Source organism: Neisseria sp. HMSC067H09 (assembly GCF_001814135.1).
GTDB lineage: Bacteria > Pseudomonadota > Gammaproteobacteria > Burkholderiales > Neisseriaceae > Neisseria.
Genome location: NZ_KV814866.1, coordinates 1 through 16,474, shown reverse-complemented (window position 1 = coordinate 16,474; position 16,474 = coordinate 1). Strand labels below are relative to the sequence as shown.

General features: G+C 50.2%; 16 protein-coding genes. 10 read left to right on the top strand and 6 right to left on the bottom strand.

Annotation, left to right across the window (positions count from 1 at the left end; all coding sequences use genetic code 11):
* The first annotated feature begins 10 nt into the window (after positions 1-10).
* The 4 genes from HMPREF2954_RS02270 to HMPREF2954_RS02255 all read left to right on the top strand — a co-directional run bounded on the left by HMPREF2954_RS02270 (position 11) and on the right by HMPREF2954_RS02255 (position 3,089).
* Positions 11-451, top strand: coding sequence for a DNA polymerase III subunit chi (locus tag HMPREF2954_RS02270; protein ID WP_045074054.1), 441 nt, complete (start codon positions 11-13; stop codon positions 449-451).
* Between the two features lie 129 nt (positions 452-580).
* Positions 581-1,402 carry an FKBP-type peptidyl-prolyl cis-trans isomerase gene (locus tag HMPREF2954_RS02265; RefSeq protein WP_045074052.1) on the top strand — a complete coding sequence of 274 codons (822 nt, stop codon included), beginning with the start codon at positions 581-583 and terminating at the stop codon, positions 1,400-1,402.
* Between the two features lie 216 nt (positions 1,403-1,618).
* Positions 1,619-2,245 (top strand): phosphoribosylglycinamide formyltransferase, encoded by a 627-nt coding sequence (gene purN, locus HMPREF2954_RS02260; RefSeq protein ID WP_045074050.1) that lies wholly within the window; start codon positions 1,619-1,621, stop codon positions 2,243-2,245.
* A gap of 145 nt (positions 2,246-2,390) precedes the next feature.
* A complete protein-coding gene (locus HMPREF2954_RS02255) occupies positions 2,391-3,089 on the top strand; it encodes a DUF3108 domain-containing protein (RefSeq protein WP_045074048.1) in 699 nt (232 codons plus the stop codon).
* A gap of 61 nt (positions 3,090-3,150) precedes the next feature.
* Here the strand turns inward: HMPREF2954_RS02255 and HMPREF2954_RS02250 are convergent, their stop codons facing one another.
* The gene (locus HMPREF2954_RS02250; protein WP_045074046.1) at positions 3,151-3,978 is read right to left on the bottom strand and encodes an SDR family oxidoreductase; all 828 of its coding nucleotides are present in this window, start codon (positions 3,976-3,978) and stop codon (positions 3,151-3,153) included.
* Positions 3,979-4,104: 126 nt separating this feature from the next.
* Here HMPREF2954_RS02250 and HMPREF2954_RS02245 point away from each other — a divergent pair, with 126 nt between their 5' ends.
* Positions 4,105-4,563: a c-type cytochrome gene (locus HMPREF2954_RS02245; protein ID WP_003763338.1), complete on the top strand. Its 459-nt coding sequence runs from the start codon at positions 4,105-4,107 to the stop codon at positions 4,561-4,563.
* A gap of 194 nt (positions 4,564-4,757) precedes the next feature.
* On the opposite strand, the gene HMPREF2954_RS02240 is transcribed toward HMPREF2954_RS02245, so the two are convergent.
* Both HMPREF2954_RS02240 and HMPREF2954_RS02235 read right to left on the bottom strand, forming a co-directional pair.
* Positions 4,758-4,976, bottom strand: coding sequence for a tautomerase family protein (locus HMPREF2954_RS02240; RefSeq protein ID WP_045074044.1), 219 nt, complete (start codon positions 4,974-4,976; stop codon positions 4,758-4,760).
* Positions 4,977-5,306: 330 nt separating this feature from the next.
* Positions 5,307-6,272 (bottom strand): tRNA dihydrouridine synthase, encoded by a 966-nt coding sequence (locus tag HMPREF2954_RS02235; protein ID WP_045072602.1) that lies wholly within the window; start codon positions 6,270-6,272, stop codon positions 5,307-5,309.
* 89 nt (positions 6,273-6,361) lie between these two features.
* Between HMPREF2954_RS02235 and HMPREF2954_RS02230 the strand changes: the two genes are divergently transcribed.
* The 4 genes from HMPREF2954_RS02230 to HMPREF2954_RS02215 all read left to right on the top strand — a co-directional run bounded on the left by HMPREF2954_RS02230 (position 6,362) and on the right by HMPREF2954_RS02215 (position 10,941).
* On the top strand, positions 6,362-7,321 hold the full coding sequence (locus tag HMPREF2954_RS02230) for a nucleoside hydrolase (RefSeq protein ID WP_082054497.1): 960 nt from the start codon (positions 6,362-6,364) through the stop codon (positions 7,319-7,321).
* A gap of 48 nt (positions 7,322-7,369) precedes the next feature.
* Positions 7,370-8,923 carry a glycosyltransferase family 2 protein gene (locus tag HMPREF2954_RS02225; protein ID WP_045072601.1) on the top strand — a complete coding sequence of 518 codons (1,554 nt, stop codon included), beginning with the start codon at positions 7,370-7,372 and terminating at the stop codon, positions 8,921-8,923.
* 164 nt (positions 8,924-9,087) lie between these two features.
* A complete protein-coding gene (locus HMPREF2954_RS02220) occupies positions 9,088-9,849 on the top strand; it encodes an endonuclease/exonuclease/phosphatase family protein (RefSeq protein ID WP_039405542.1) in 762 nt (253 codons plus the stop codon).
* Positions 9,850-10,092: 243 nt separating this feature from the next.
* The gene (locus HMPREF2954_RS02215) at positions 10,093-10,941 is read left to right on the top strand and encodes an RnfABCDGE type electron transport complex subunit B (protein WP_045072600.1); all 849 of its coding nucleotides are present in this window, start codon (positions 10,093-10,095) and stop codon (positions 10,939-10,941) included.
* Positions 10,942-11,283: 342 nt separating this feature from the next.
* On the opposite strand, the gene HMPREF2954_RS02210 is transcribed toward HMPREF2954_RS02215, so the two are convergent.
* The 3 genes from HMPREF2954_RS02210 to HMPREF2954_RS02200 form a co-directional block, all read right to left on the bottom strand.
* Positions 11,284-12,627, bottom strand: coding sequence for an aldehyde dehydrogenase family protein (locus HMPREF2954_RS02210; RefSeq protein WP_045072597.1), 1,344 nt, complete (start codon positions 12,625-12,627; stop codon positions 11,284-11,286).
* Between the two features lie 299 nt (positions 12,628-12,926).
* Positions 12,927-13,400, bottom strand: coding sequence for a hypothetical protein (locus HMPREF2954_RS02205; protein WP_045072595.1), 474 nt, complete (start codon positions 13,398-13,400; stop codon positions 12,927-12,929).
* Positions 13,401-13,726: 326 nt separating this feature from the next.
* A complete protein-coding gene (locus HMPREF2954_RS02200) occupies positions 13,727-14,575 on the bottom strand; it encodes an RTX iron-regulated FrpC family protein (protein ID WP_231574604.1) in 849 nt (282 codons plus the stop codon).
* A gap of 630 nt (positions 14,576-15,205) precedes the next feature.
* On the opposite strand from HMPREF2954_RS02200, the gene HMPREF2954_RS02195 reads away from it, so the two are divergent.
* On the top strand, positions 15,206-16,414 hold the full coding sequence (locus tag HMPREF2954_RS02195) for a uracil-xanthine permease family protein (RefSeq protein ID WP_045072593.1): 1,209 nt from the start codon (positions 15,206-15,208) through the stop codon (positions 16,412-16,414).
* Positions 16,415-16,474 lie beyond the last annotated feature (60 nt).

Here is a 16,474-nt window from a genome sequence, read left to right as displayed (position 1 = left end):
CTCCCGCGCCATGCCTAAAGCCACCTTTTACACCCACGCCACCGACCCCGCCGCCTTCGCATGCCGCCTGATTGCGCGCGCCATACGCGACGGCGGACAAATATTGGTGTGGTCGGATTCTGCCGAGACAATCCGCCGCCTCGACCGCGACCTTTGGCAGCAAATCCCTGAAAGTTTCATTCCGCACGAAATCTGGCAGCCTGACCAACCCATGTCGTCTGAAACACCCGTATGGCTCGCATTCGGCAACACACTGCCCACCGTACTTGAAAACGCCACCGTCCTCAACCTCTCGCCCGACTTTTGGAACGAAGCCCCTGTCATCCCCGCCCGCGTACTCGAAATCGTAGGCAGCAGTTTGGAAGAACTCGCCGACGCACGCGAACGCTTCAGCGCATACAGAAAAAGCGGCTTTACCATCGAACACCACAATATGACCGGAAAAGCCTGAAACCGAAGGTCGTCTGAAAACAGCTTTACAATCCAAGCCAAAAATTTAAACAGCTTTGATTCCTTTTGAATCAAACTGGGCTATAATCCCGACTTTCTTTTACTGACCCTTTCAAAAGACGAAAACACCATGAACAAAACTTTCAAATTCAGCGCATTGGCAATTGCCGCCGCATTGGCATTGACCGCCTGCGACAAAAAAGACGCCAATACACCTGCGGCTGCCTCTGCTCCCGCATCCGCAGCTTCTGCCGCAACAGACGCATCTTCTATCGGTACACCGGCCCAACAAGCCAGCTACGCAATGGGTATGGACATCGGCAGATCTTTAAAACAAATGAAAGATCAAGGTGCGGAAATTGATATGAAAGTCTTCATCGAAGCCATGCAGGCTTCTTATGAAGGCAAAGAAAACAAAATGACCGAAGCCCAGGCGCAGGAAGTCATGATGAAATTCCTGACCGAACAACAAACCAAAGCCGCAGAAAAACTTCAAGCTGACGCCAAAGCCAACTTGGAAAAAGGCGAAGCGTTCCTCAAAGAAAATGCGACTAAAGAAGGTGTGAAAACTACCGCTTCCGGCCTGCAATACAAAATCACCAAAGAAGGCGAAGGCAAACAGCCTACCAAAGACGACATCGTCGTCGTTGAATACGAAGGCCGCCTGATTGACGGTACCGTCTTCGACAGCAGTAAAGCCAATGGTGGTCCTGTTACCTTCCCTGTCAGCCAAGTCATCCCCGGCTGGACCGAGGGTATCCAGCTTTTGAAAGAAGGCGGCGAAGCCACCTTCTATATCCCGTCCAAACTTGCCTACCGCGATCAGGCAGTTCCCGGTGGGAAAATCGGTCCGAATTCCACTTTGGTATTCGACGTGAAGCTGGTTAAAATCGGCAAACCCGAAGACTTCCAACCTGCCCCCGGTCAAGTTGACATCAAAAAAGTCCAATAAGCCCGCGCTTTAACCCAATGCCCGAACCCAATCCGTTTCGGGCATTTTTCATTACGAATCCACCCCAACTGCCGTTATCTGTTCTCAGGCAGCAATAGCGCGGTTTATCCGTTTCAGACGACCTTCGCAAATCCGATTCCTATCCGTATCATGCATAGCATTCCGATTTTATTTTGCTATACAATGGCTGCCTGAAAAATCCGAAAGCCCGACACCATGAAAAACATCGTTATCCTCATCTCCGGCCGCGGCAGCAATATGCAGGCCATCGTCAATGCCGCCATTCCAGACGCCCGCATCGCCGCCGTCCTCAGCAACAGCGCAACCGCCGCCGGACTGGCTTGGGCAGCCGAGCGCGGCATCGCCACCGACAGCCTCAACCACAAAGACTTCCCCAGCCGCCTCGCTTTCGACCAAGCCATGGTGGAGAAAATCGACGTCTATCAACCCGACCTAGTCGTCCTCGCAGGCTTTATGCGCATCCTCACACCCGAATTCTGCGCCCATTACCAAAACCGCCTGATCAACATCCACCCGTCCATCCTCCCCTCATTTACCGGCCTGCACACCCACGAACGCGCCCTTGAAGCCGGCTGCCGCGTCGCAGGCTGTACCATCCATTTTGTAACCCCTGAACTGGACTGTGGTCCGATTATCTCGCAAGGCATCGTCCCAATACTCGACGGCGACACGCCCGACGACATTGCCGCACGCGTCCTTACCGTCGAACACCGCCTTTTCCCGCAAGCCGTTGCCGATTTTGTCGCAGGTCGTCTGAAAATCGAAGGTAACCGCGTGTTCAACTCAGAACGCAACGCCGAAGGACAAACCCTCTTGGCTTAAAACCCTTAAAAGGCCGGATAAACTCCGGCCTTTTGCATTTCTATAAGTAATTAGTCATATTCTAACGAACTAAGCTTTATAATAACCGATTTAACCGATTGCAAAACGACGCATTTTCACGACATCAAATATATAGAGGAATGCCATGAAACCCTATCTTCGCGCTTTATCCCTAAACCTAATGATAGCTGCATTTGCATCACCCGTATTCATCTCTAGCGCCCATGCCGCCAACTTACCGCAATCCGTCTCCCTGCAATATGCCGGACACTACAACGGACTCACCCTGCCCGCGACCATGACTTTTACCCGCAACGGTAAAGGCTACAAAGTCGTCTCGACCATCAAAGTCCCGCTCTACCACATCCGTTTCGAATCCGGCGGCAGCATCAGCGGCAACACCATCCGCCCGAGTTACTATAAAGATGTCCGCGGCGGCAAAACCTATGCCGAAGCCAAATTCCGAGGCAATCAGGTTACCTACGGTAAAACAGGCGAGCTGCAAACCGAAACCGTCGGCGGCAACATCAGCGATTTATTCACGCTGGCATGGCAGCTTGCCGCCAAAGATGCGAAACTGCCCGCCCGCCTGAGCATCACCAACGGCAAAAAAATCTATCCCGTCAGCGGTATGAGCAAAATCGGCAGCGGCAGCTATACCCTGAACGGCAAAGCCATACCCGTCGAAAAATACCGCGTACAACGCGGCGACGACACTGTAACCTATTCCTTCGCCACCTCCTTGGGCAACATCCCCGCCCAAATCAGCTATACCGACGACGGCAAAACCTACGATTTGAAACTGACTTCCGTCAGCATCAATGGCAAACCTGTCAAACCCTGAAATCCCTAACTAAAAAGGTCGTCTGAAACCATTTTCAGACGACCTTTCTTCTTTCAAAACCCTATTTGAACCACGACTTAATCCGTGCAAACAAAGACATACTCTGTTTCTCAAAATTCTCCGCCTGTGCGGGTACGGGCAGCGTATTGCGGATGACTTTCATACCGGCAAAGGTTTGGGCGACAGGCATGATTTCGATGGAGTTGACGTTCATGTGCCCCGGACGCTGATAGAGCCACAAAGCCGTATCCGCAATGTCTTGCGGCTGGATGGACTCGACGTTCTCATAAACCTTTTCCGCCCGCTCGTCATCGCCCTTAAATCGGACGTTGGAAAACTCGGTACCGCCGCACAAACCCGGCTCGATGTTGGTGACGCGGATGTTTTTATCCGCCAATTCCGCGCGCAGGTTCATGCTGAACTGGCGCACAAACGCCTTGGTCGCACCGTACACGTTGCTGCCCTCGTAGGCATAGCTGCCGGCAATCGAACCCAGATTCATGATATAGCCTTGTTTGCGCTCCGCCATTTGCGGCAGGATTTGGCGCGTCAGGAAAGTCAGACCGACGATATTCGTTTGAATCATGGTTTCCCAATCGCCGAAATCTGCTTTGTCCGCCGTTTCCAAACCCAACGCCAATCCGGCGTTGTTGATCAGGCAATCGATTTCGGCAAAATTTTCAGGCAGGCTGTCGAGCGCGTTGCGTATCGACTCGGTACGCGAAACGTCCATTTCCAAAGGATAAAACCGCTCGCCCAATTCGGCCGCCAATGCCTGCAGTTTCTCGCCGCGCCGCGCCGCGCCGATAACGGAATAACCGGCCTGTATAAACGTGCGGCACATCGCCTCGCCGAAACCGGCTGACGCGCCGGTAACCAAAATCGCCATAACTATTTCCTTTCTTTTCTCGTTTTGTAAACCCATTTCAGGTATGATTGCAACTTTTCAGACGACCTCTTCGGACGTCGTCTGAAAAATATGAATAACAAAATACTATCACAGGACACAAAAGCCATGAATACCAAACTCTTCTCAGCAGCCCTGCTCGCTGCACTGACCCTTGCCGCCTGCGGTGGCGGCGCACCCGCGCAACCCAAAGGTCCGATCTCCGAAGACCGTACCACCGCGTTCAAATCCATGATGCCCGAGTTCTCCAGCATGGGCAAAATGGTAAAAGGCGAAGAGCCTTACGACGTGGAAAAATTCAAGCAGGCTGCGGCAACTTTTGCCGAAACCAGCAAAAAACCTTTCACCTTCTTCCAATCTGACGACAAAGGCAACGGCCGCGCCCTGCCTGCGGTTTGGTCTGATGCGGCCAAATTCAAAGCCGAAGAAGACAAATTCGCCGCAGCCGTTGAAAAACTGAACGCCGCCGCACAAACCGGCAAGCTGGAAGAAATCAAAGCCGCTTACGGCGAAACCGGCGCAAGCTGCAAATCCTGCCACGACACCTTCCGCGCTCCGGAAGAATAAGCTACTGCACTGACATACAAAAAGGTCGTCTGAAATCCGGTTTCAGACGACCTTTTGAGTTTCGATGAACAGGAAAAAAGTCATATCCGAACATTGCGGACAAGTATCCCAAACCGGCTTTTTGTATCGCTGTCATTTCCTTTTTCGCGCAGACGCAAGCTGATATGACGGCATCTATTCCCGATAAGGCGCGCTTATCCCGATTTTTGCGCTTTGGCGCGGCGCACGGTAATGCTTTCACCACCGATACCCCAGTTATCCATGTCCACTTCATCAATGACGACGACCATGGTCTGCGGATTTTTATTCAACACACGGGCAAGCAGCTCGGTAACACCGCGGATAAGCTCGGCTTTCTGTTCGGTACTCGGAGCCTCGCTGCCGCCTGTTACCTTGATATTGACGTAAGGCATCATTGTCCTTTCTAAGATGCAGTAAATTCAAATAAACCGATTCATACCGTCCTTTGTGCTCCCGCCTGTGCAGGAAGAGAAATATAGTGGATTAAATTTAAACCAGTACGGCGTTGCCTCGCTTTAGCTCAAAGAGAACGATTCTCTAAGGTGCTGAAGCACCAAGTGAATCGGTTGCCGTACTATCTGTACTGTCTGCGGCTTCGTCGCCTTGTCCTGATTTAAATTTAATCCACTATAACGGCTTAGAAACATCCTGTTTTTATTTTATTCCGCCTTAGGCGATGGGTTTAAAGGTCGTCTGAAAACTTTCAGACGACCTCATCATTATCAGGCATTCATCTTGTCTTCAAACGCCGCCAAAATCCGCGCGACTTCTTCCGCGTCTTTGACCGCCCTTACCGCGTCAAACAATTCCTGAGCTTCTCCAAATTCTTTCTTCATCATGCCCAGCCATTGTTTCAGGCGGGCGACGGGGTATTTGTTGTTCGCTTCTTTGGCGAGACACAAATGGAAAAATTGGTTTATCCACACCGAAACTTCGGCGAAATCGGTATCGCGGACGGTTCCGCCGTTTTCGTATTGTTTGATTTGGCGCGCCAAATCGGGGCGGATGACGGCGCCGCGTCCGAGCATGACGCTGTTGCAGCCCGTCATCTCTTTAATGCCGATATAGTCTTTGAGGCTGAACACGTCGCCGTTGGCGGTTACGGGGATGGCGACGTGTTCACGGATTTTGCGTATCCATTCCCAATGCGCGGGCGGTTCGTAGCCTTCGACTTTGGTGCGGGCGTGTACGGTCAGGGCGCAAGCTCCGCCTTCGGCAATGGCGGCGGCGCATTCGAGGGCGAGGCTTTTGTCTTCGTAACCGAGCCGCATTTTGCCGGTGAGCGGGATGTGTTCGGGCAGGCGTTGGCGCAGGGTTTTGACGATATGGTGGATAAGGTCGGGCTCTTTGAGCAGGACGGCGCCGCCTTTGTGTTTGTTGACCGTCGGCGCGGGACAACCGAAGTTAAGGTCGATTTTGTCTGCGCCGAAACGGACGGCTTCCAAAGCGTTGACCGCCATATTGTCGGCATCGCTGCCCAAAAGCTGGACGGTACAGGGCGTGCCGGCGGGGGTCTTGTTGCCGTTGGCGATTTCGGGGGCGTATTTGAGCCAGGTGGAACGGGAATGGACAGTGTGGGTAATGCGGACGAACTCGCTGACGCATTCGTCGTAGCCGCCGATACGGGTCAGCAAATCGCGCATCACATCGTCCACCAGCCCCTGCATGGGCGCAAGGATAAGCTGCATATCGGAGGAGGTCGTCTGAAAAAAAGGAAATGCGTATTGTAGCGGTATATCGGTTAAAATACACGCTTTCCACATAGACGGCGCAAGCGATGGCGATGAACGAAAAAATCCGTTTGATTATCGATACCGACCCCGGACAGGACGATGCCGCGGCCATTTTGGCGGCACACGGTCTGGCACGGCGCGGCTTGGTCGATTTTTTGGGCATGACCGTCGTCGCCGGCAATGTCGGCATGGCGTTGACGGCAAAAAACGCGCGCATCGTCTGCGATTGGGCGGGCGAGGAAGATTTCCCCGTTTACGCCGGCGCAGCCAAGCCTTTATTGCGCGAGCTGGAGACGGCGGAAGCGGTACACGGCAAAACGGGCTTGGACGGTACGGCGTTGCACGAGCCGCGCTGTCCTTTGCAAAAGCAGCACGCGGTTGCATATTTGGTGGAAACTTTGAGCCGCGCCGAAGACGCTTCGATGACTTTGTGCCCGATAGGTCCGCTGACCAATATCGCGCTGGCGTTGAGCATCGCGCCGGAAGCCGTCCGCGCCATCAAACGCATTGTCTTGATGGGCGGCAATTATTTTGAAGCGGGCAACATGACGCCTGCCGCCGAATTCAATTTCTTCACCGACCCGCACGCGGCGCAAATCGTGCTGCAAAGCGGCGCGCCGATTACAGTTTTACCGCTGGACGTTACCCACAAGGCGCAAATCACTTCCGAACGCATGAACCGCCTACGTCGTCTGAAAAACGCCAACGGCAGCCGTTTGGCGGATATTTTGCAAAGTTACGAACGCTTCGACATTCAACAGTTCGGCTTGGAGGGCGGCCCGCTGCACGACCCTTGCGCCGTTATCTGTGCCGTGTTCCCCGAATTGTTTTCAGGCAGGATGTGCCGCGTGGATGTGGAGACGCAAAGCGGACTGTCCACCGGCGCGTGTGCCGTCGATTGGCACGGCACGACCGGCAAAACGCCCAACGCGCTTTGGATAACCGAAGTTGATGCCGACCGTATGTTTGAAGAACTGACCGCCGCCATTGCCGAACTGCCTTGATTTCCCGATTTTGATTTTTCAGACGCCCCCTTTTCAGACGACCTCATCATGAACCCGAAAATTCCCGCCACAGCAGCCATGTTGGTCAAAAACTCGGAACGCTATCTGCACGAAGTCTTGACCGCGCTTCAAGACTTCGACGAAGTTTTGCTGCTCGACAACGGCTCGACCGACCGTACCTTTGAAATCGCCGAACGCTTCACCAACGTCAGTTATTACAAATACGACTTCATCGGCTTCGGTCCGATGAAAAACCTCGCCGCCCGCCTCGCGCAAAACAATTGGATCTTCAGCATAGACAGCGACGAAGTGGCAGATGGCGAACTGATTGCCGCCATCCGCAAAGCCGTGGCGGAAAACAAAGAACAAAACATCTTCTCGCTCTCTCGCCTAAACCACTACAACGGCCGCCTGATCAAAGCCTGCGGCTGGTATCCCGACATTATCCCGCGCCTTTACCACCGCCGGTTTACCCGTTTTTCCGACCGTCAGGTACATGAATCGCTGATTTTGCCGCCCGATGCAAACGTCCGTCCGCTCGAAGGTCGTCTGAAACACTATTCCTTCGAAAACGCCGAAGGGCTGATTCAAAAAATGCAGCAATACAGCTCGCTCTACGCCGAAGAAAACCGCTACAAAAAAAACAGCTCACCCTTCAAAGCCCTGTTGCACGGCAGCGTATCGTTTGTCAAAAACTACCTGCTCAAACGCGGTTTCGCCTACGGTGCGAACGGCTTGACCATTTCCATCGCCAATGCCCAAGGTTCGTACTACAAATATGTCAAACTTTACGAGCGCAACCGCAATATCAGCGTCGCCCTGATTGTAACCACCTACAACCGTCCCGACGCGCTGGAGCTGGTTTTGAAATCCGCGCTCGCGCAAACCCGCCTGCCCGACGAAATCATCGTCGCGGACGACGGTTCGCGCCAAGACACTGCCGAAGTCGTCGAGTTCATCCGCAACCACACCGACATCCCCGTCAAACATTCTTGGCGGCCGGACGACGGCTTCCGCGCCGCCGAATCGCGCAACCGCGCGCTGGCGCAGGCAAAAAGCGACTACGTCATCCTTATCGACGGCGACATGATACTCGACCCGTCCTTTATCGCCGACCATCTCAAGCTCGCACGCAAAGGCAGGCTGATACAGGGTTCGCGCGTTATCCTGACCCAAGGGCGCACCCAAGAAATTTTAGATTCCGGCGAATTGCCCGATTTGTCCGTGTTCAGCCAAGGCATAGAAAAACGCCTGTCCGCCCTACGCTGCCGCAGCCTGTCCGCCCTGATCGGCAGACAAAGCAGCCGCAAACACAAAGGCATCAAAACCTGCAATATGGGCTTTTTCCGCAGCGATGCGCTGGCCGTCAACGGCTTCGACAACCGCTTTGTCGGCTGGGGACGCGAAGACAGCGAGTTCGTCGCCCGCCTCTTCCATAACGGCATGAAACGCCACAACCTCAAATTCGCCGGCATCGCCTACCACCTTTGGCACCACGAAGCCGAACGCGACGCCCTGCCGCAAAACGACGCCCTGCTCAAAGCCACGCTGTCCGAACAAAAAATCCGCTGCGAAGACGGCATGGACGAGTTCATAAAATAAACCGTTTTCTGCGCGGTCCCCCCTCAAACGTCGTCTGAAACCTTTCAGACGACGTTTTACCGCCAAGCAACCGTCCGCACATCAAATCTTTACTGAAACCAAACACTTGCAGTGCTATACTATCAATACAACGACAAACTACTCACACACTACGGTTACACATCATGTCCCCCCGCCCGATTACCATCACCTCATACAACATGCACAAAGGCATGTCCGCGCTCAACCGCAAAGTCCAAGTGGACAGCATGGCGGAAGAGCTTCGCGGCATAGGCTCGGATGTCCTGTTTTTACAGGAAGTGCAAGGTCAACACCTGACCCGCAGCAGCAGGCTGCCCGATTTTCCCGAAAAACCGCATTACGATATCCTCGGCGACCGCCTCTCCTACAACCGCAGCTACGGCAAAAACGCCGTTTACCCGCAGCGCCACCACGGCAACGCCATCCTCAGCCGCCTGCCGCTGGAAACCCGCCACAACCTCAACATCAGCGTCAACAAACTCGAACAGCGCGGCGTACTCCATTGCGAAGTCCTGCCCGAAGGCTGGGAAACCCCGCTCGTCTGCCTCTGCGCCCACCTCAACCTGCGCGAACCCGACCGCGCCAAACAATACCGCGCCATCTTCGAATACGTCGTGCATCATATCGACCCGCAAAGCCCGCTGATTCTCGCCGGCGACTTCAACGACTGGCGGCAAAAATCCGCCCTATCCTTAGGCAACGCCTTGAACCTGAACGAAGTATTCGTGGACAGCAACGGCAAACGCCCCAAAACCTTCCCAGCCCGCCTGCCCGTCCTCAGCCTCGACCGCGTCTATACCCGCAACTTGGAAGTCTTAGACTCCCAAATCCACAACGGCAAAAACTGGCAACGCCTCTCCGACCACTTGCCCTTAAGCGTCAAAGTCAGACCCAAACTGCCTTGACCGCACCCATGCCAAAGGTCGTCTGAAAACCTGAAATCGGGATTTTCAGACGACCTTCCATATCCACGTTCCTGCCCGCCACACCGTATGAGGTTCAAATACAGGATACTTATAACATCATTCACATTCCTACTTGAATTTGCTGCAAAACGATAGAAGAATCTCTTTTATTTTCAAACCCTTTATTCCCCTATACTTCGTTTCCCGATAAAATACGCCTTTTCGATTTTGACTCTATCCGCCATGCTGACCGACCTTCAAGCCATCAACCGCCTGCTGCCGCAAACCCAGTGCCGAGAATGCGGCTATCAAGGCTGCCTGCCTTATGCACAAGCTTTGTTGCACGAGGATGCGCCTGTTAATTTGTGCGCGCCCGGAGGAGAGGCGGTGATGGTGGATATTGCCGCCTTATTGGGTAAGCCGCGCGTTGCACCGGTCAAAACGCAGCCCAAAGCCGTCGCCTTGATAGACGAAGCCGCCTGTATCGGCTGTACCGCCTGCATCCGCGCTTGCCCTGTCGATGCGATTATGGGCGCAAGCAAGTTTATGCACACTGTCATCAGCGAAGAATGCACAGGCTGCGGACTCTGCCTCCCGCCTTGTCCGGTGGACTGTATCGACATGATACCTTCCGAACAGGAATACCTCCCCGCCGCGCGCAGCCTGAGCCGTTCTTCCGAAGCGCGTTTCGCCGCCGCCGAACACGCGCAAAGCCGCTTTGATTGGCACACCGAACGCAAAGCGCGCGACGAGGCGGAACGCAAAGCCATGCTTGCCGAGCGCGAAGCCGCCGTTAAAGCCAAGCAGGCGCAAATTCAAGCCGAAACCCAAGCCGCCGCCAAACCTGCCTTTAATCCTATGGATTTGATTGCCAAGGCCATGGCGAAAGCCCAATCCCAACAAGATAAACTGGTTGCTTCCGACAACCGCGAAGCATTCAAAAACCGGCAAATCGAAGAAGCCAAAGAGCGCGCCGAATTGCGCCGCGCCCAACGCGATGTCAAATATGGCAACGAAGAAGAAAAAGCCGCCGCGCTTGCCTATTTGCGCCGTTATAAAGCGGAGCAGGAAGCAGCCAAAGAAATACGGTGATTTGGGTGGAGAAACTTTAAAGGTCGTCTGAAATAGGTTTTCAGACGACCTAATATAGTGGATTAAATTTAAATCAGGACAAGACGACGAAACCGCAGACAGTACAGATAGTACGGCAAGGCGAGGCAACGCCGTACTGGTTTAAAGTTAATCCACTATAAAAAAGATTCCGTCATTCCGGTGCAAATGAAAATCCTTATTTAATAATCGGAAATTTCCAATTACATCACTCCTACTGAGAATATTGAGAAAAACAAGCTTCCGCTTCAACAAAAAGAAGGTCGTCTGAAAACACAACATAGACAATCCCGGCGTTTTCAGACGACCTTTTTCAATCCTTCCTTATTTCTGCCAATACGTTTTCACGTTCACAAATTCATACAACCCGAATTCAGACAATTCCCGTCCGTAACCGGAAGCCTTGACGCCGCCAAAGGGAAGGCGCAGGTCGCTGCTGGTATGGCGGTTGATAAACACCGAGCCTGCTTGGATTTTTTCGGCAAATGCCCAAGCGCGGCGGGTATTGGCAGTATAGATACTGGCGCCCAATCCGTAGGGCGTATCGTTGGCAAGGGCGACGGCGTGTTCCTCGTCCTTCGCCCGCAAAATCATGGCAACCGGCCCGAAAACCTCTTCATTCCAAACGCGGCAGTCAGGATTCACTTTGTCCAATACGGTGGCGGGGTAAAACCAGCCCTTTCCTTCGGGAATGAAACCGCCCGTCAAAACCTCTGCGCCGTGTGCGACTGCGTCCTGTACTTGAGCATGTACGTTTGCGCGCAAGTCTTCGCGGTGCAGCGGGGCAAGCGTGGTTGCAGGGTCTTTGGGATTGCCCGTTTGCAATTTGGCGCATTCGGCAAGAAACAGGGGGATGAAGCGGTCGGCAACGGCTTCGGTTACGACAACTCGTTTGGCTGCGTTGCAAGACTGACCCGCATCGCGGAAACGCGAATAACAGGCTTCGACGGCGGCGCGTTCGAGATCCGCATCGGGCATGACAATGAAAGGGTTGCTGCCGCCGAGTTCGAGGACGGTTTTCTTGAGGTACATTCCCGCATTGGCGGCGAGCAGGCGGCCGGTCTGTGTCGAGCCGGTAAACGCCATCGCATCGGTGTCTTCAATGGCTTTCAACGCATCGTCGTTGTTCAACCATGCGCCAATCAACGGGAGGTCGTCTGAAACCAGTTCCAACAGCGCAGCGCTGATCCGCGCAACACTGGGCGCGGGTTTGACGGCACAAGCGTTTCCCGCGCACAGGGCAGGAATGGCGAAACGCAAAACCTGCCAGACAGGATAGTTCCACGGCATGACGGCAAGCACAACGCCCAACGGCTCAAAACGCACCTGACTGAGGCTCGCCTGCGTAGCAATGGTCTTATGCGCCAGCAACTCGGGGGCAAGGCGGACGTAATATCGGATGAGCTCGACGGATTTATCCAGTTCGGCACGGCATTCATGCAAGCAGCGTCCGACTTCTTCGCAAACCATCTCCGCAAGCCGCTCCTTGTTTTGCGCCAAACGCTCGGCAAAAGCTTGCAGCAAAGCAGTCCGCCCGGTAACGCCCAACCGCGCAAACGCCTGCTGGCGCACCTTCAACGCTGCCAATTCTTGTGCAAACTCTGCATAACCCTGCGCAGGACGGCGGCAAAGGGTTTCGCCGGTATAGGCGTTGATGCTGTGAAACATGGTTCGGCTCCTTTGTATGTTGGTTTTATTTTAGGTCGTCTGAAAATTAAGACGTTCTTTCAGACGATGTTTGTTCATCAAAGATAGCGCGATTATATAGCAAACTCGGATAGAACATCTCTACACAGTCCTTTCCGGGCAGACAACCCAGACTAAAAGGAATTTATGTCATTCGCTGATAACGCTTAAATTTTGCCATTCCCATCCCCTGATTTTGTAGAAACTGCTGAATTTATCGAGGAATCAGCCGTCTTGTTCTGACCACCCAAAGGCCGCACCTTCTGAATAACGCGCCTTGATCAAATCCTTTTAATGAAAAAGAAAAGAGAAAGTAATAAAAAGAATACTGCCAACTTTAAACAAAATACGGAGTTAGAAGCTAATATTGCAAATAAATTCACATCCTTCGTTATTTTTTTGTTTGAATAAAATATATCATTTTTGTAATACGAAACTAAAACGCCATTTAAAAAGTTTGTTTCATTGGGGTTTAATAATAATATTTTTGCATTTGTTATAGGGAATCTTTTATTTATATTTTCCATTTTACATAAATCATCAAGTCCGTAACAAGATAGCCAGTATGATCTTAATCCTGTTTCAAGCTTAATCTTTCTTTCTCCTCTATTAGGGGAGGAAATCAGCATTGTTGCCTCATTGAAGGATTGCTCCTCACCTTTAAAATTCAAGCCATAGGGAGCAATAAAAATAAATGCTAGAAGAATGCAAAATAACGAGAAAAATAAAGAAATACTATAATATTTAAATTTCATTATTTACCCTATATATGAAAAGTAATAAATAAAGTTTGGGTGAAAGCCTAATAGAGACTTTGCAATAACATGAGTTACTAAAATTTTATGCTCAATACTATTTTTAAAATGAAGAACCTCCTTGATTTCTTCTACTTTTTTCCTCAATATCAGAAAAGTTTTAGCCAATTGAAAATTTTTTAGTACATTCTTATGCGTAAAATTTCGTTAGCATACTATTTTTGCAAAGGTCTTCACCATAATAATTGTCTCTATCAGCATATCCTTTTAATTCAGCCTGCTGTCTTTCATTTAAAATAATCATAAGTTAGAATCCTAAAATAAAATTACTTGATAAAACTTCTAATTAATTTCTCTATTTTTAGATGATATTCAATCAACTCTTGTTGAGAAGGCTGCTTAGAAAAATTTCCATATTCATGTGCACTGATACTAGGATAATAATCTACTGATAAACCATTTATGCATGAGTCAACTGCGATTGAAAAATGCGGTTCATTAAGTCTTTTTCCATTTTTTCTACCATCATCCTTTACTTGTATTCTTACTGGATTTTCATCATCCCTAATATAATTAAATTCATGATAGAATGGTTCTTCATTAAATCTTTCATATGCTTTATAGTTTTTAGAAGAAGAAGTTATTTCTTTTGAACCGTACCTCAACATCATTTTTTTAAGATACTTAGGATCTAAAAGGCATTCAGAGTTTTTCTGAATCGAAATAGTGTCTATCATCGGCAGACCATCCTTCAATGCCTTAACAAATTTATCTTTATTCTCCCGATTAAAAGGCTCTAAAATCCAAGAATCTCCCTTGCGTTTGGCATGGACGTAAATATCAAACCTACCGCCCTTATAGATTTTTTCCTCGTCCGACATCCATCTTGTTGCCGAATCTCGGGACGAACCTGCCAAATAACCGTAAGGCACGCTTAGCAACGTCCCATCCAAATCAATTTTAATATTTCTTTCAAAACCCGTTATGGGTATCTGATTGTCCATTTTTACTTCCTCCTTATTTTCTGAAGATGGATAACAAGCTGCCAAAGCGAATGAACCCAAAACTGCGATTAGAGCTGATAGATTCTTCAATACCCTATCTTTTCCACATCCCACTTTTACTCTTCCTGTAACATATTTCTGATTAATCAGGCCAGCTGAAATACAATCCATTATCAATTTCTGATTCCTGTAAAAATACCATATTCTCATAAACCAGCAATTTATTTCAGATAAATGGTATTTAATTCAAGCAAACGTATCATTACAACTGTAAACATAACAAAAAAATCGTCTGAAGATTTTTCAGACGACCTTTTTATATTTGAAAAATTTTTTAACACATTGTTTCAGCTGAGTAAACATAATTATTAATTTTATATAAAACTATTACTTAAATTATAATTTTATTTTTATATGATATTTACCACTTCCATCTATAACCTAATTTTGATAAATTTTGTAAATTTGATAACCATTGATAGCATTTAAGATGATGTACAGATTTCTGCTTCCATTTTAATAAGGCATACAGAAATAGATACATAATCAGGACAAGTTTCAGTCTGCCATTTCATCGCATACAGTGATTGCTGACTTAAAACCATTCTCGCTGTGCATCGATTTTTTCGTGTATCAACTATAAGCAGGGTGGTTATATATTAAGTAAAGAATGGTGCTGCAAAATCGGATATTTCCATTTATCAATCTGTTTTTTATCCTGAATCCGCGTTAAATTAATGTTCATCCGGCTGCCGAGACAGTATAATTCCCGCCGTTTGAATCGAATATACGAGGTTTCGGATGAATCAGCTTAAATTGGCGGTTTCGGGTGCGCAGATTTTGTTTGTGGCGTTCGGTGCGATGGTGCTTGTACCGCTTCTGACGGGGTTGAACCCTGCTCTGGCATTGTTGGGCGCGGGGATTGGGACATTGTTGTTCCAATTGGTTACTCGGCGTAAGGTGCCGATTTTTTTGGGTTCTTCATTTGCTTTTATTGCGCCGATTATTTACTCGATTGGTGAATGGGGCCTGCCTTCAACGATGTTTGGCCTGTTTGCGGCCGGCTTTATGTATTTTGTGTTCGCGGGTTTAATCAGGTGGCGCGGGCTGGCGGCGGTTCACCGCTTGCTGCCGCCGGTAGTCATCGGGCCGGTGATTATGGTGATCGGTTTGTCGGTAGCCGCTGCGGCAAGCAGTATGGCTATGGGGCAGGCTGACGGCAAACAGGTAATTGATTATGCAGACTCGTTGATTTTGTCGGGTTTTACCTTTGCGGTAACGGTCGTGGTGTCGGTTTTTGGCAGCCGCATGATGAAACTGGTGCCGATTTTGATCGGTGTGGCCTCGGGCTACACATTGGCTTTGATAATGGGCTTGGTAGATACTGCCGCCATCGTCAATGCGCCTTGGTTTGCAGTGCCTCATTTTGAAACGCCGCAAATCAACTGGCAGGCTGCATTGTTTATGCTGCCTGTGGCGATTGCACCTGCCATCGAGCATATCGGCGGTATTATGGCTATTGGAAATGTTACCGGTCAAAACTATACGAAAGATCCGGGTTTGGATAAGACGCTGGCAGGAGACGGCTTAGGGGTATGCGTAGCCGGTTTGATCGGCGGACCGCCGGTAACGACTTACGGCGAGGTTACGGGCGCGGTGATGATTACGAAAAACAGCAATCCTGTCATCATGACTTGGGCGGCGGTTTTTGCCATTGCAATGGCGTTTTTCGGTAAATTCAATGCGTTTTTGGCTTCCATCCCGATGCCTGTCATGGGCGGCATTATGCTGCTTTTGTTCGGTACGATTGCATCTTTGGGCGTGAAAACGCTGATTGATGCGAAAGTTGATTTCATGCTGCCTAAAAATCTGGTCATCGTCAGCTCAGTGTTGACGACAGGTATCGGCGGCATGGTCATCAAAATCGGTACGTTGAGCTTTGCCGGAGTGGGCTTATGCGCAATATTGGCCATTATTTTGAATATACTGTTGCCGGATAGAGAACAATAGTCATCAGCTTAAAAAGGTCGTCTGAAATTTTGAACTGCACCCCAAAAGTTGGACATCCCC